Raw genomic sequence first — 16022 nt, forward strand, 5'->3', positions numbered from 1 at the left:
GCTGCAGTGTTGTTGTGATTGCTGCTGTCAGAGTTGTCTTACCATGGTCTACGTGACCGATTGTTCCGATATTAATATGCGGTTTTGTTCTTTCAAATTTCTGCTTTGCCATCTTTGTTTTTCCTCCGTTTAAGGTTTTTAAAAATTAGATTGCGTTAATTGTATTCTTATTTATTGATTTTTTCAACAAGGCTATCAGGCAGCTTTTCGTAATGAGAGAACTGCATTACATAAGTACCTCTACCCTGTGTTCTAGATCTCAGGTCTGTTGCATAACCGAACATTTCTGCCAGAGGTACATATCCTCTTACGGCAACTGCGCCGGCGTTCATTTCAGAACCTTCGATTCTTCCTCTTCTACCGGATATATCACCGATTACATCACCCATGTATTCTTCAGGAACTGTAACCTCAACCTTGAAGATAGGTTCGAGAAGTACAGGGTTTGCCTTCTTAACGGCTTCTCTGAAGGCCATGGAAGCGGCCAGCTTAAATGCCATTTCAGAAGAGTCAACTTCGTGATAAGAACCGTCGTACAGTTCTACACCTACGTCTACAACCTGATATCCTGCAAGAGGACCTGTTTCCATTGCTTCCTTGATACCGTCTTCGATCTTAGGAATGTATTCCTTAGGGATTGCACCGCCGACGATGGAGTTAACAAACTCGAATCCTGCACCCGGTTCCCTTGGGTATACCTTGATCTTAACGTGACCGTACTGACCGTGACCACCGGACTGCTTAGCGTACTTGTGATCCACATCAGCTTCAGAAGTAATAGTTTCTTTATAAGATACCTGAGGCTTACCTACATTGGCTTCAACCTTAAATTCTCTCATAAGTCTGTCCACGATGATTTCCAGATGGAGCTCACCCATGCCGGCTATGATAGTCTGTCCAGTATCCTCATTGGTATATGTCTTGAATGTTGGGTCTTCTTCTGCCAGTTTTGCCAGAGCGATGCCCATCTTTTCCTGACCTGCCTTTGTTTTAGGCTCGATAGCGATTTCGATTACAGGTTCAGGGAATTCCATAGATTCAAGAATAATTTCATGCTTTTCGTCACAGAGAGTATCACCTGTTGTTGTATTTTTCAGGCCGACAGCTGCCGCAATATCACCAGCATATACTCTGTCAAGTTCTTCTCTCTTGTTTGCGTGCATCTGCAAAATTCTTCCGATTCTTTCCTTGTTGCCCTTTGTAGCATTGTATACATAAGAGCCTGGTTCAAGAGTACCGGAGTAAACTCTGAAGAATGCCAGCTTACCTACAAACGGGTCAGCCATGATCTTGAATGCCAGAGCTGCGAAAGGACCGTTGTCGTCTGCTGCTCTTTCATCTTCTTCGCCTGTGTCAGGGTTGATACCCTTGATTGGCGGAATGTCCAGAGGTGAAGGCATGAACGCTACTACTGCGTCAAGCATCATCTGTACACCCTTGTTCTTGTATGCTGAACCGCATGTTACAGGTACCATCTCTCCGGCAATTGTCTGCTTTCTGATGGTGCTCATGATTTCGTCCTTAGTCAGTTCTTCACCTTCCAGGAACTTCATCATAAGTTCTTCATCTGTTTCCGCTACGGATTCGATAAGCTTTTCTCTCCATTCCTGGGCCTTGTCCATCATATCTTCAGGAATGTCGACAATGTCGAACACCTTACCCAGGTCATCCTCATAGATCTCTGCTTTCATTTCGATGAGGTCGATGATACCTACGAAAGTCTCTTCGGAACCGATAGGCAGCTGAATAGGTACTGCATTGGCTTTCAGCCTGTTCTTAACCTGATCAACGACCCTATAGAAGTCGGCACCCAGAATATCCATCTTGTTTACGAAGATCATTCTTGGTACGCCGTACTTTTCAGCCTGTCTCCATACTGTTTCAGACTGAGGTTCCACGCCACCCTTTGCACAGAGTACAGTTACCGCACCGTCCAGTACACGCAATGATCTTTCTACCTCAACGGTAAAGTCCACGTGGCCTGGAGTATCGATAATGTTGATTCTGTGACCTTTCCACTGTGCGGTGGTTGCAGCAGAGGTGATTGTGATACCACGTTCCTGTTCCTGTTCCATCCAGTCCATTGTAGCGGCACCCTCATGGGTTTCACCAATCTTATGGGTTCTTCCTGTATAGAAGAGGATTCTTTCTGTTGTTGTTGTTTTACCGGCGTCAATGTGAGCCATGATACCGATATTTCTTGTTTTCTCTAATGGAAACGCTCTTCCCATGGTATTCCTCCTTTCTGCTGATTATCGTATTACCATCTGTAATGAGCAAATGCCTTATTAGCTTCTGCCATCTTATGAGTATCTTCTTTCTTCTTTACAGACGCTCCTGTGTTGTTTGCTGCGTCTATAAGTTCCTTTGCGAGCTTTTCGCTCATTGTCCTCTCGCCTCTTGCTCTTGTATAGTTTGTGAGCCATCTGAGTCCGAGAGTCTGTCTCCTGTCAGCTCTAACTTCAACAGGAACCTGGTAGTTTGCACCACCAACTCTTCTTGCCTTTACTTCCAGTACAGGCATGATGTTGTTCATTGCTTTTTCAAATACTTCCAAAGCGTCTTCTCCGGTTGCTTCGTGCACCTGCTCAAAGGCATCATATACAATCGCCTGAGCGATGCCCTTCTTACCGTCTATCATAATGCTGTTGATGAGCTTTGCTACAACAACACTACCGTAGACTGGATCCGGAAGAACTTCACGCTTAGGTACATTTCCTTTTCTTGGCACGTCTCTTCCCTCCTTGCCGTAAATGCTTTCGGTACTCGCCTTAGGGCCGTCACTATTATTCTCTCTAAGGCGCGGGCGCTCGATATCTTAATCAAGAGCACACTACAAATTACCGATGCTAACTTATTTCTTAGGTCTCTTAGCCCCGTATTTAGAACGTGACTGGCCTCTGTCCGCTACACCGGCAGTATCAAGTGTACCTCTGATGATATGATATCTTACACCAGGGAGGTCCTTAACTCTTCCGCCTCTGATGAGTACAACGCTGTGTTCCTGCAGGTTGTGACCAATACCAGGAATGTAGGCTGTAACTTCGATACCGTTAGTCAGTCTAACCCTTGCTACCTTTCTAAGAGCTGAATTAGGCTTCTTAGGTGTAACAGTCTTTACAGATGTGCATACGCCTCTCTTCTGCGGAGAATTCACATCTGTCGCAACTCTCTTAAGAGAATTCATTCCCTTTCCCAGAGCTGGAGCAGTGGATTTCTTTACGCTGGAAGTTCTTCCCTGGCGTACCAACTGGTTAATTGTAGGCATTCTTGTCTCCTTTCTCCTTTGAATTTCCTTTGATAATTCAAGGCAATTAAAATACAACTAAAAGCATTTTCCGCTTAAAGCCGATAATTAGTTTATCACACCGCATATGCTCATGTCAAACATTTTTGACCGTAAATTATTGATATTTCAACCTCCCGCCAGTTTTTGGAATTGTGCTGTACGCAAATAAAAGGTGACATCGAAAATTCATTTCCGAATGTTACCTTTAACTATACTTTCTTCAATTACTGCGGATAAAATTCCTTATACAGTTCATTTCCTTTTTCAATAATTTCACCCATTTCGTTTTCGGATATTCCCAGTTCTTCACTCAATTTCTTCATGTTGGAGAAATCTTTTTCCTTAAACTGAGATGTGCTTCCGATATAAATTAGCCTCCTTTCTCATTCTTTGTATGTTGTTTCCTAATGTCATGATAGCTTACCTCCTTTTGACGAAATTCTATTGAGGATTGTCCCTTATGTCTATCAAATATACTTTGCATTGATGAAATTGTCACGCAAAGAATATTTGCGTTCAAGAAATTAGGTTAGGTCATGCGTCGTAGAGCACCATACCCGTTCCGGGCACAAGACGTGCCTAAATCACCCAATTTCTGACGTTTGCCTTTTTGCACGAAGAGCGTCAGCGATTCGCTATGCAAAACGGACAGCGTAGCACCATAGGTGCGTAGGTGACCTACCATCAATTTCTCTTCGAGAAATTGGGTTAGGTCATAAAAAAAGAACGCCGGATTAACGGCGTTCTCATAAAATTGATATTATTCTTTAATTTCGATACCTTCATCAGATACCAGTACAACTACATCGGATTCAGGACCAGGTATATCGCCTGTGAAGTTCTGAACTTCCTGTTCATCCTCCTCTGGAGTCTTGTTCCAGTTCTCCATGATTTCAGCATTAGGACCGTAATCAATGGAAATGTCTCTGTATCTTCCCATTCCTGTTCCTGCAGGTATGAGCTTACCGATGATAACATTTTCCTTAAGGCCCTGAAGAGTATCTTTCTTACCCTTGATAGCTGCGTCTGTAAGAACCTTTGTAGTTTCCTGGAAGGATGCTGCAGACAGGAATGAATTTGTAGCAAGAGATGCCTTGGTAATACCAAGCAGCTGTCTTGTTCCTGTTGCCGGCTGTCCGCCTTCGGCTTCAACCTTAGCGTTTTCTTCATCGATTTCAAATTTTGTATACAGTCCGCCTGGAAGCAGTTCAGTATCACCAGGATCGTCAATCTTTATCTTAGACAGCATCTGGCTGATAATCAATTCCACATGCTTATCGTTGATATCTACACCCTGGAGTTTGTATACTCTCTGAACTTCCTTGAGGAGATACTGATATACGCCTTCCACGCCCTTGAGTCTGAGCATATCATGAGGATTCAGAGGACCTCTTGTTATGCCGTCACCGGCGTGAACGAAATCTCCTTCAGAAACATTAAGTCTCGCACCGTAAGGTACTGTGTATATTCTTTCGCCTTCTTCGCCCTTAACGACAACTTCTGTTTTGTTGTCATGGGTTGCTGTAATGGAAACAACTGTACCGTCTGCTTCACAGATTTCAGCAAGACCCTTAGGCTTTCTTGCTTCAAAGAGTTCTTCTACTCTCGGCAGACCGTGAGTGATGTCGGCACCGGCTACACCACCGGAGTGGAATGTTCTCATTGTCAACTGTGTACCAGGTTCACCGATGGACTGAGCCGCTGTAATACCTACAGACTCGCCGATGTTTACAGGTTCGCCTGTTGCCAGGTTTCTGCCGTAGCACTTAGCACAGATACCGGACTTGCTCTGACATGTCATTACGGATCTGATTGCCACGGATTCGATTCCTGCAGCATCGATCTTATCTGCCATTTCCTCTGTGATTTCGTGATCCTGCTCACAGATGATTTCACCTGTTACAGGGTCTTTGATATCCAGCAGAGAAGTTCTGCCGATAATTCTCTGTCTCAGCGGTTCGATTACTTCCTTACCATCTGTGAACGCTCTTACTTCGATACCTTCGCTAGTTCCGCAGTCAGCTTCCCTTACGATAACGTTATGGGAAACGTCAACCAGTCTTCTTGTCAGGTAACCGGAGTCGGCTGTTCTCAGGGCTGTATCCGCAAGACCCTTTCTCGCACCGTTGGAAGATGTAAAGTATTCCAATACGGAAAGACCTTCACGGAAGTTTGCCTTGATAGGAATTTCTATTGTACGACCGGTAGCGTTAGCCATAAGACCTCTCATACCGCCGACCTGGGAAATCTGCTTTTTGGAACCTCTGGCACCGGAGTTTGCCATTACAAACAGGTTGTTTAATGCGCCCAAGGAATCCATCAGAGCGTCTGCTACATCTTCTGTAGTCTTAGCCCATACATCGCAGACTCTTTCGTATCTTTCTTCATTGGACAGAAGACCCTTTCTGTAGAAGTCTTCATACTGGTCTACCAACTTCTGTGCTTCGCCTATGATTTCTTCCTTATTTTCAGGAATTTCCATGTCGGCAATACTGATTGTGATAGCACTCTTTGTGGAATAATGGAAGCCCATATCCTTAATGGCATCCAACATCAACGCAGTACCTGTATTACCGTGAGCTCTGTAGCACTTATCTATAATCTTGCCCAGCATTTTCTTGTCGCACAGGCAATCGATTTCCAGTGAATACGGATCCTTTTCTCTGTCAGGTACAAATCCAAGATCCTGAGGAATGCTCTGGTTGAAGATAAATCTTCCCACTGTAGATTCTACCAGCTTACCTCTTTTATCTTCACTGCCGTTGTATCTTCTAACCTTTACTCTAGCATGGATACCCACAGTACCGTTCTGATATGCCATGAGCATTTCATCCATGTCGGAGAAGATTTTTCCGTCTCCCTTAGTATCATCCTTGCTTCTGTCATCTTCAAGGCCTGGATGTGTCAGATAGTAACTTCCCAGAATCATATCCTGAGTAGGTGTTGTAATAGGAGAACCGTCCTTAGGTGCCAGAATATTGTTAACTGACAGCATAAGGAATCTTGCTTCTGCCTGAGCCTCAACGGACAGAGGAACGTGAACCGCCATCTGGTCACCGTCGAAGTCAGCATTGAAGGCTGTACATACCAGAGGATGCAGCTTGATTGCCTTACCCTCTACCAGCACAGGTTCAAAGGCCTGTATACCAAGTCTGTGGAGAGTCGGGGCACGGTTGAGCATTACAGGGTGTTCGCTGATAACCTCATCCAGCACATCCCATACCTGATGATCCACCTTCTCTACCATCTTCTTTGCTTTCTTTATGTTTCCTGCTTCACCGCTTTCAACAAGCTTTTTCATTATGAAAGGCTTGAACAGTTCCAAAGCCATTTTCTTTGGCAGACCGCACTGCCAAAATCTCAGCTCAGGACCTACGACGATAACCGAACGACCGGAGTAGTCAACTCTCTTACCGAGCAGGTTCTGTCTGAAACGACCCTGCTTACCCTTAAGCATATCGGAAAGGGATTTCAGAGGACGAGATCCCGGACCTGTTACAGGTCTTCCTCTTCTGCCGTTGTCAATAAGAGCATCCACCGCTTCCTGAAGCATTCTCTTTTCATTTCTGATGATGATGCCAGGAGCTCCCAAATCGAGAAGTCTCTTAAGTCTCTTGTTTCTGTTGATTACTCTTCTGTAAAGATCGTTCAAATCGGAAGTTGCAAATCTGCCTCCGTCCAGCTGTACCATTGGTCTGATATCCGGCGGAATTACAGGAACCACTTCAAGAATCATCCATTCAGGTCTGTTTCCTGATTTTCTGAGAGCCTCTACAACTTCCAGTCTTCTTACAATCTTAACCTTCTTCTGACCGGTAGCATTCTTCAGTGCTGTTCTCAGTTCTGCAGAAAGTTCTTCCAGATCTATTTCGCACAGCAGTTCTCTGATAGCTTCTGCACCAATACCGGCTCTGAAGCCTTCTCCGAACTGTTCAACAGCTTCGTTATACTGCTGTTCGCTGATTATCTCTTTTTTCTGATAACCGGAATTGCCCGGTTCCAGAACGACATAGTATGCAAAGTAAAGGACTCTTTCCAGATTTCTAGGAGTCATGTCAAGTACAAGACCCATTCTAGAAGGAATACCCTTGAAGTACCAAATGTGTGATACAGGAGCGGCCAGCTCGATGTGACCCATTCTTTCCCTTCTCACCTTTGACTTTGTAACTTCTACTCCGCACTTGTCACAGATAATTCCCTTATATCTCACTCTCTTATATTTTCCGCAGTGGCATTCCCAGTCCTTTGTAGGTCCGAAAATTCTTTCGCAGAAAAGGCCGTTTGGCTCCGGCTTGAGAGTTCTGTAGTTGATAGTCTCAGGTTCTGTTACTTCACCGTGAGACCAGCTGAGTATCTTTTCTGTAGAGGCTAAGCCGATCTGCAGCGATTCAAAATTTTTCAATTCATAATTTGTATTCTCACTCATCTAACTTATCCTCCTTTACTATTCTTCTTCTCCGTCAGCGTCAACGTAGGAAACTATATCTTCAGCTCCCACAACCTCTTCCATTTCCATGAGGTTTTCCGCTCCGGTCTTTTCATCCAATTCAGATGAATCCTTAATTTCGATTTCTTCGGAATCAGCAGTAAGCACCTTTACATCCAGGGCCAAACTCTGCATTTCCTTAATGAGCACCTTAAATGATTCAGGTATGCCCGGTTCAGGAATGTTTTCACCCTTAACGATAGCTTCGTATGTTTCCACACGACCTACGATATCGTCGGATTTAACAGTAAGTATTTCCTGAAGAGTATATGCAGCACCGTAAGCTTCCAGCGCCCATACTTCCATTTCACCAAATCTCTGTCCACCGAACTGAGCTTTACCACCCAGAGGCTGCTGTGTAACCAGAGAGTAAGGTCCTATGGATCTTGCGTGAATCTTATCGTCTACCAGGTGGTGCAGCTTGAGCATGTACATGTATCCGACAGTTACAGGATTATCAAAGTATTCGCCTGTACGTCCGTCTCTAAGACGCAGTTTACCGCTTTCGCTGTATCCGCATTCTTTAAGAAGCTCAATAATATCCTTTTCCTTGGCACCGTCAAATACCGGTGTTGCAATGTGCCAGCCCTTTGCCTTGGCAGCAAGACCAAGATGAACCTCCAGTACCTGTCCGACATTCATTCGAGAAGGTACACCCAGAGGGTTAAGCATTACCTGCAGAGGCTGTCCGTTTTCCAGGAAAGGCATATCTTCTTCAGGGAGAATTCTTGAGATTACACCCTTGTTACCGTGTCTTCCGGCCATCTTATCGCCCACGGAAATCTTTCTCTTTGTTGCCACATAGCATCTTACAACCTTGTTTACACCAGGTGCCATTTCATCGTTATCTTCTCTGTTAAATACCTTAACATCAACAACGATACCGGATTCGCCGTGAGGCATCTTAAGAGAAGTATCTCTTACTTCCTTAGCCTTTTCACCGAAAATTGCTCTAAGCAGTTTTTCTTCTGCAGTCAGCTCAGTTTCTCCCTTAGGAGTTGTCTTACCTACCAGAATGTCTCCTGATGTAACTTCTGCACCGACTCTGATAATACCGTTTTCATCCAGATTTCTCAGGGCATCTTCACCAACACCTGGAATGTCTCTTGTAATATCTTCAGCGCCGAGCTTTGTATCTCTTGCTTCGGCTTCGTATTCTTCTATATGCAATGAAGTGAGGACATCATCCATGATGAGTCTCTCGTTAAGGATGATAGCATCCTCGTAGTTGTAACCTTCCCATGTCATAAATCCGATGAGCAGGTTTTTACCCAGAGCGATTTCGCCGTTGTCTGTGGAAGGACCGTCAGCGATAACCTCTTCTCTTTCCACATGTTCACCATGGAAAACGATTGGTCTCTGGTGTATGCATGTACCCTGGTTGGAACGCTTAAACTTGAGCATCTTGTACTCATCGATTTCGCCGTCCTCATCTCTCTGGATTCTTATCACATCGGCATCAACATACACAACGGTACCGTCATGCTCTGCCAAAAGAACAACACCTGAGTCCTTAGCAGCTCTATGTTCGATACCTGTACCTACGATAGGCGCTTCAGCAACAAGGAGAGGCACTGCCTGTCTCTGCATGTTGGCACCCATCAGGGCTCTGTTGGCGTCGTCGTTTTCCAGGAACGGTATCATAGCTGTAGCCACGGATACTACCTGCTTAGGAGATACGTCCATGTAATCAACTTTTTCACGAGGAACCATATCCACTTCGCCGGCAACTCCTCTTGCAGCTACCTTTCTGTTGGCAAACATGCCGTTGGAATCCAGCGGCTCGTTGGCCTGTGCCACAATCATTCTTTCTTCGTCGTCTGCGGACAGATATCTGATCTCATCTGTTACCACGCCGTCCTTTACAACTCTGTACGGTGTTTCAATAAAGCCGTACTTGTTGATGATTCCGTATGTTGTAAGGGAACCGATAAGTCCGATGTTAGGACCTTCCGGTGTTTCTATAGGACACATACGTCCATAATGGGAGTAGTGTACGTCACGCACCTCAAATCCGGCTCTTTCCCTTGAAAGTCCGCCAGGACCCAGTGCAGAAAGTCTTCTCTTATGAGTAAGCTCTGCCAGCGGGTTGTTCTGGTCCATGAACTGGGACAGCTGTGAGCTTCCGAAGAATTCCTTTATGGCAGCTGTAACCGGTCTGATATTGATCAACGCCTGCGGAGTTGTAACATCGATGTCCTGAATTGTCATTCTTTCCTTTACAACTCTTTCCATTCTGGCAAGACCGATTCTGAACTGGTTCTGGAGCAGTTCTCCTACAGTTCTCAGTCTTCTGTTGCCCAGATGGTCGATATCGTCTGTCTTACCGATGCCGTAAGGCAGGTTCAGAAGATAGCTTACAGATGCGATAATATCATCTATTATTATATGCTTTGGAGAAAGGTCGTTCTTTCTGGCAACCAGCGCCTTCTTAATGTCCTCTTCCTCCTGATTTTCTTCAAGTATATGCATCAGCACCGGATAATATACCTTATCCGCTACTTTAAGGTCTGATATGTCAAAGTCAACGTAGTCCTGCAGATTTACAAAGTTATTACCGATAATCTTTGTAACCTTTTCCTGTTCTTCATCGCAGTATGCCATCACATATTTAACACCGGCATTTTCGATGGCAATGGCTTTTTCCAGGGAAATCTTTTCACCCTTTTCGGCCATAATCTCGCCTGTGTTAGGATCGATAACATCTTCAGCCACCACAACATCCTCGACCCTGTTTGACAGTCCGAGTTTCTTGTTGTATTTATATCTGCCCACCTTTGAGATGTCATATCTCTTAGGGTCAAAGAACAGTGAATTTATAAGTGAATGCGCACTTTCCTCTGTTGGAGGTTCGCCAGGTCTCAGCTTTTTGTATATTTCCTTAAGACCGTCTGCACGGGTTCTTGTAGTATCCTTTTCGAAGGTTTTCATAAGTCTTTCGTCTTCTCCGAAAACCTCTATGATGTCCTCGTTGGATTCCAGTCTGAGTCCTTCATTGCATCCAAATCTAGCCTGCTCGTTGGCAATAAACGTATCCATGGCTCTGAGCAGAACAGTAATCGGCTGCTTTCTTGTTCTGTCCACTCTTACAGAAAGCACTTCGTTTGTGTCTGTTTCGTATTCAAGCCATGCTCCTCTGTTAGGAATAACAGTAGTTGAGAACAGTTCTCTTCCTGACTTGTCAATTTCCTTGTCGTAGTAAGGGCCAGGTGAACGAACCAGCTGTGTTACGATAACTCTTTCTGCGCCGTTGTAAACAAATGTACCCTGCTTAGTCATCAGAGGGAAGTCTCCCATGAAAACTTCCTGCTCCTTAACTTCTCCTGTTTCATTTGTTATGAGTCTTACCTTAACTTTTAAAGGAGCAGCGTAAGTAGCATCTCTTTCTTTACATGTCTCCTGATCGTATTTAGGAGGTTCGCTGAGAGAATAATCCACAAATTCCAATACCATATTACCTGCGTAATCCTGGATTGGAGAGATATCTTCAAACACTTCTCTCAAGCCTTCTTTTATAAACCATTCATATGATTTAGTCTGGATTTGAATTAGATTAGGCATCTCAGCAACTTCGCTGATTTTAGAAAAAGTCTGTCTTTCTTTTCTACCTAATTTAATTGGCTTTGGCATAATTATCACTCCTTGTATACTATAAAACATCATACTATGTGCAGTCTAATATGATATCATAACACCTCTAAATCGTCAATATAAATTATGCGTAAAATTTGCCTCATTTGCCTCCACATCAAAGCAGAAGCGGGATACCCGCCCTACGGGTCCCGCTCCTGTTTTGAGGAATTATCATGCTAAGGCTTACATTCCCATTTCCTTTCTGTTTATATAGTGGGTGTGCAGCAACTTATGAGCAAGCTCGCCACCCGGCTCTCCCAGGTATTCCTTGTAGAGAGTCTTTATAACAGGGTTATTATGAGACTTTCTTATGTAGTTTTCTCTGTCATTCTTATAAAGAGCTTCAGCTCTGAGAGCTTTAATGTCCATCCAGTTGCGCAGTGTAGCCGGCTGCTGAGGCTGACCTCCGCCATTTACACATCCGCCAGGACAAGCCATTATTTCTACAAAGTCGAAATGCTCTCCTGCAAGGATTCTTTCCATAAGCTTTCTGGCATTGCCCAGTCCGTGAGCTGCTGCCGCCTTAAGCTTAAGATCTCCTATCTTGATTTCAGCTTCCTTGATTCCTTCCTGACCTCTTATTTCAGTGTAGTCTATGGAATCAGAGCTCTTGCCAGTAAGAATGTCGGCTACGGATCTCAAGGCCGCTTCCATTACGCCGCCTGTGGAACCGAATATAACTCCGGCACCTGTGGAAATTCCCAAAGGATTATCAAATTCACCGTCCGCCAAAGCCGGGAAGTCTATACCGTAAGCCTTTATCATTCTCGCCAGTTCTCTTGTGGTGATGACGACGTCAACATCCGCCAGTCCATCCACAGACAGCTCAGGCCTCTGAGCCTCAAACTTCTTGGCTGTGCAAGGCATTACTGATACAACGTATATATCCTTAGGATCGATGCCTGCTTTCTCAGCATAGTAACTCTTTATCACTGCGCCCATCATCTCATGAGGGGATTTGCAGGAGGACAGATTATCCAGCATTTCCGGGAAGTTATGTTCGCAGAACTTAATCCAGCCCGGTGAGCAGGAAGTTATAAGCGGCATCTTGCCTCCGGTCTTAATTCTGTGGATAAGCTCTGTACCTTCTTCCATTATTGTTAGGTCCGCAGCTGTATCTGTATCAAACACCTTATCAAAGCCAATCATCCTGAGAGCTGTTACCATCTTACCGGTAACATCGGTACCAATTTCCATTCCGAACTCTTCGCCCAATGCCGCTCTTACAGCAGGAGCAGTCTGAACAATCACATGCTTTTCAGGGTCTTTAATTGCATCCCATACTTCCTCTACGCTGGAATGCTCCTGAAGAGCTCCCGTCGGACATACGTTGATACACTGACCGCAATTGACGCACTTAGTCTCATCGATAGGTTTGTCAAAAGGTGTTCCCACCACAGTGGAGTACCCTCTGTTTATAACATCTATGGCTCCCACAGTCTGAACATCATGACATACTCCTATGCATCTTCTGCACAAAATACATCTGTTTGGATCTCTCCAGATGGAAATCCCGTCATACATAGGATGATAGCTGTTCGCCAGGAGAGTTTCCTGGTTTTTAGCATAACTCACAAACTCTGTGTCCATGGTATTTGCGAGAACTTTTAATTCGCAGTTTGTCGCTCCTCTGTTACAGCTCTGGCACATAGCAGGATGGTTGGAAAGTATCAACTCCAGATTTTTCTTTCTGAATGCCAACAGCTCCGGCGTATGAGTACGCACTTCCATACCTTCTGCCACAGGCTGAACGCATGAAGCCTGCCAATTTTTCATTCCCTTTACTTCCACAAGACACATTCTGCAACATCCTGCTTCGCTGACATCTTTAAGGAAGCATAATGTAGGTATCTTAATGTTTATCTGCTTTGCAGCTTCAAGTATTGTATAACTTTCAGGAACGGTTACATCAATTCCGTCTATTATTAAATGAACTATCTTCTGATTCATGACTCGATCCCCCTTACGCATTCTTCGCTATGGCCTTAAACGGACATTTTTCTACGCAAGTTCCGCACTTAATACATTTGGTGCTGTCTATGCTGTATCCGTTTTCACGGTCACCTGTTATGCAACCAATTGGACATACGGAAGCGCATATTCCGCACTTTTTACAAATATCCGGATTTATTACATATCTCTGCAGGGCAACACATACTCCCGCCGGACATCTCTTATCCACCACATGTGCTTCATACTCATCTCTGAAGTACTTGAGAGTGGAGAGTACCGGATTTGGTGCTGTCTGTCCAAGTCCGCATAATGCACCTTTTTTAATATTATGTGCCAGATCTTCCAGCTCATCCAGATCTTCCAAAGTACCTTCACCTTCAGTAATCTTTGTGAGCATTTCCAGCATCCTCTTTGTACCTATTCTGCAAGGAGGACATTTACCGCATGATTCGTCCACTGTAAATTCCAGATAGAACTTTGCAATATCCACCATACAAGTATCTTCGTCCATAACTATCATACCGCCGCTGCCCATCATGGACTCCAACGCCAACAGAGAATCATAGTCGATTGGTGTATCGATGTAGTCTGCGGATATGCATCCTCCAGAAGGACCACCTGTCTGTACGGCCTTAAACTTCTTTCCGTTTGGAATTCCGCCGCCTATGTCGTAGAGGATTTCTCTTAAGGTTGTTCCCATAGGGACTTCCACGAGTCCTGTGTTATTTATCTTGCCGCCCAGGGCAAACACTTTGGTGCCCTTGGATTTTTCAGTGCCTATGGATGAGAACCATTCAGGTCCGTTCATTATTATCTGAGGCACATTGGCAAGGGTTTCAACATTATTTAATATTGTCGGTTTACCAAATAGACCTTTTACAGCTGGGAACGGAGGTTTTGTTCTAGGTTCACCTCTATTGCCTTCAATGGATCTCATAAGGGCAGTTTCTTCTCCGCATACAAAGGCTCCGGCTCCCAGTCTAATCTCTAGGTCAAAATCAAAATCAAGACCTAAAATATCTTTGCCTAAGAGTCCGTATTCCTTAGCCTGCTTAAGAGCTATGCTAAGTCTTTCAACGGCTATAGGATATTCTGCTCTTACATATACATATCCCTGATGTGCCCCTATGGCATAGCCAGCTATTATCATAGCTTCAATTACCGAGTGAGGATCTCCTTCAAGTACGGAACGATCCATGAACGCTCCCGGGTCTCCTTCGTCGGCATTACAGCATACATACTTTTCTCTTGATTTCTGGTCTGCCGCAAACTGCCACTTTACGCCAGCAGGGAAGCCTCCGCCTCCACGGCCTCTTAATCCGGATTTTTTGATAGTCTCAAGCACATCCTCTGGATCCATTTCCGCAAGCACCTTTTCCAGAGCTTCGTAACCGCCAAAGGCTATATATTCGTCGATATTTTCTGGATCTATTCTTCCGCAGTTTCGAAGGGCAATTCTCATCTGCTTTGAGAAGAAATCCAATTCGTTTTCAGATCTGAGTCGTTCAACGATATGTCCATTCATTATATGAGATTCCCAGATTTCGTTGATATCGTCAGGTCCTACATTTGTATACATTATATTTTCTGGGAAAATCATGATTATCGGTCCTTCCGCACAGAGACCGAAGCATCCGGTTTTAACCACACGAACCTTATCCTGCATATTATCTCTTTCTATAAGAGCCGCAAGTCTTTCTCTGTCTTTAAGAGATCCCGAGGATGTACATCCGGTACCGCAGCAGGTCATAATGTAGATAATACCGTCATCATTGCCCACTCTGTTTCCCAGAGCCTGCATGGTCTGTTCGCGTATCGCTTTTATTTCACTAACACTCTTGCCCATTTGGAACCTCCTCGCTATCTTCGCTTTCATCGATAGACTCATACTTTTCAAGTATCTTATCTACTTCGTCAGGTGTGAGTCTTCCGTAAACTTCATCGTTTATGGTCACCACAGGTGCAAGTCCGCAGGCACCTACGCATCTGCATGAATCCAGTGAAAACTTGCCGTCCGGTGTACATTCACCGACTGTAATGGACAATTTTTCCTGAAATCTCTGCAAAATGTCAGCCGCACCCTTAACATAGCATGCTGTTCCCATGCATACGTTTATTCTGTAGCGACCCTTCTGCTGTAACGAGAACTGAGCGTAAAACGTTACCACTCCGTACACCTTTGACAAAGGAATTTCAAGGCCTTCCGCTATTCTGCTCTGCACCTCATATGGTAAATATCCGAAAAGCTCCTGTGCTTCGTGCAATACAGGAATAAGGGCGCCTTCCATTCCCTTGTGTTCCTCGATGATTTCATCAAGTCTTTTGAATTTTTCATTCATTTCACTGCAATTACCCATAAGTCACTCCTTATCAAAAACATCTTTATGCTTTCACGACTATTTTGTAAAATAATTTTACTCCATAGTGAAATATTTATCAATATATTGTCTGATAATTCTCTCTATTCTTTTTATTCTGATTTCTTTTCGTGACTCATTTATTATTGTGTCATGAGATAATCCATTAAATAAAAAGGCTCTTTAACTTTTTTAGTGGTTGAACCCTAGCTTTAACTTTAATAGTGGTGTAATATTTGGTAATTTTAAAAGGAGTACAATGTGTATTTATGCACATCTGTACTCCTTTTCCCTTTCTATGATA

General features: G+C 44.2%; 8 protein-coding genes and 1 pseudogene. All 9 read right to left on the reverse strand.

The genetic code is table 11. The features are described from left to right. Positions 1 to 112: GTP-binding protein (locus INF20_RS07665; RefSeq protein WP_226385796.1), on the reverse strand; the 112-nt coding region annotated here is incomplete at its 3' end. A 55-nt stretch (positions 113 to 167) separates the two neighbouring features. Beyond that, positions 168 to 2231 carry an elongation factor G gene (gene fusA / locus INF20_RS07670; protein ID WP_226385789.1) on the reverse strand — a complete coding sequence of 688 codons (2064 nt, stop codon included), beginning with the start codon at positions 2229 to 2231 and terminating at the stop codon, positions 168 to 170. Between the two features lie 29 nt (positions 2232 to 2260). After that, positions 2261 to 2731, reverse strand: a complete 471-nt coding sequence (rpsG, locus tag INF20_RS07675; protein ID WP_226385790.1) for a 30S ribosomal protein S7 — start codon at positions 2729 to 2731, stop codon at positions 2261 to 2263. Between the two features lie 123 nt (positions 2732 to 2854). After that, positions 2855 to 3268, reverse strand: a complete 414-nt coding sequence (gene rpsL / locus INF20_RS07680) for a 30S ribosomal protein S12 (RefSeq protein ID WP_226385791.1) — start codon at positions 3266 to 3268, stop codon at positions 2855 to 2857. 781 nt (positions 3269 to 4049) lie between these two features. Beyond that, positions 4050 to 7715, reverse strand: a complete 3666-nt coding sequence (gene rpoC, locus INF20_RS07685) for a DNA-directed RNA polymerase subunit beta' (RefSeq protein WP_226385792.1) — start codon at positions 7713 to 7715, stop codon at positions 4050 to 4052. Positions 7716 to 7835: 120 nt separating this feature from the next. Further along, a pseudogene (gene rpoB, locus INF20_RS07690) lies at positions 7836 to 11405 on the reverse strand (DNA-directed RNA polymerase subunit beta); the annotation flags it as partial. A gap of 186 nt (positions 11406 to 11591) precedes the next feature. Further along, complete coding sequence (locus tag INF20_RS07695; protein ID WP_226385794.1) at positions 11592 to 13358, reverse strand: NADH-dependent [FeFe] hydrogenase, group A6; 1767 nt, start codon at positions 13356 to 13358, stop codon at positions 11592 to 11594. 13 nt (positions 13359 to 13371) lie between these two features. Further along, entirely contained in the window at positions 13372 to 15162 is a 1791-nt protein-coding gene (gene nuoF, locus INF20_RS07700) for an NADH-quinone oxidoreductase subunit NuoF (RefSeq protein WP_226385797.1), read from the reverse strand. A 28-nt stretch (positions 15163 to 15190) separates the two neighbouring features. After that, positions 15191 to 15718 carry an NADH-quinone oxidoreductase subunit NuoE family protein gene (locus INF20_RS07705; protein ID WP_226385795.1) on the reverse strand — a complete coding sequence of 176 codons (528 nt, stop codon included), beginning with the start codon at positions 15716 to 15718 and terminating at the stop codon, positions 15191 to 15193. Positions 15719 to 16022 lie beyond the last annotated feature (304 nt).

The organism is Gallibacter intestinalis (assembly GCF_014982745.1).
Classification (GTDB): domain Bacteria; phylum Bacillota; class Clostridia; order Peptostreptococcales; family Anaerovoracaceae; genus Gallibacter; species Gallibacter intestinalis.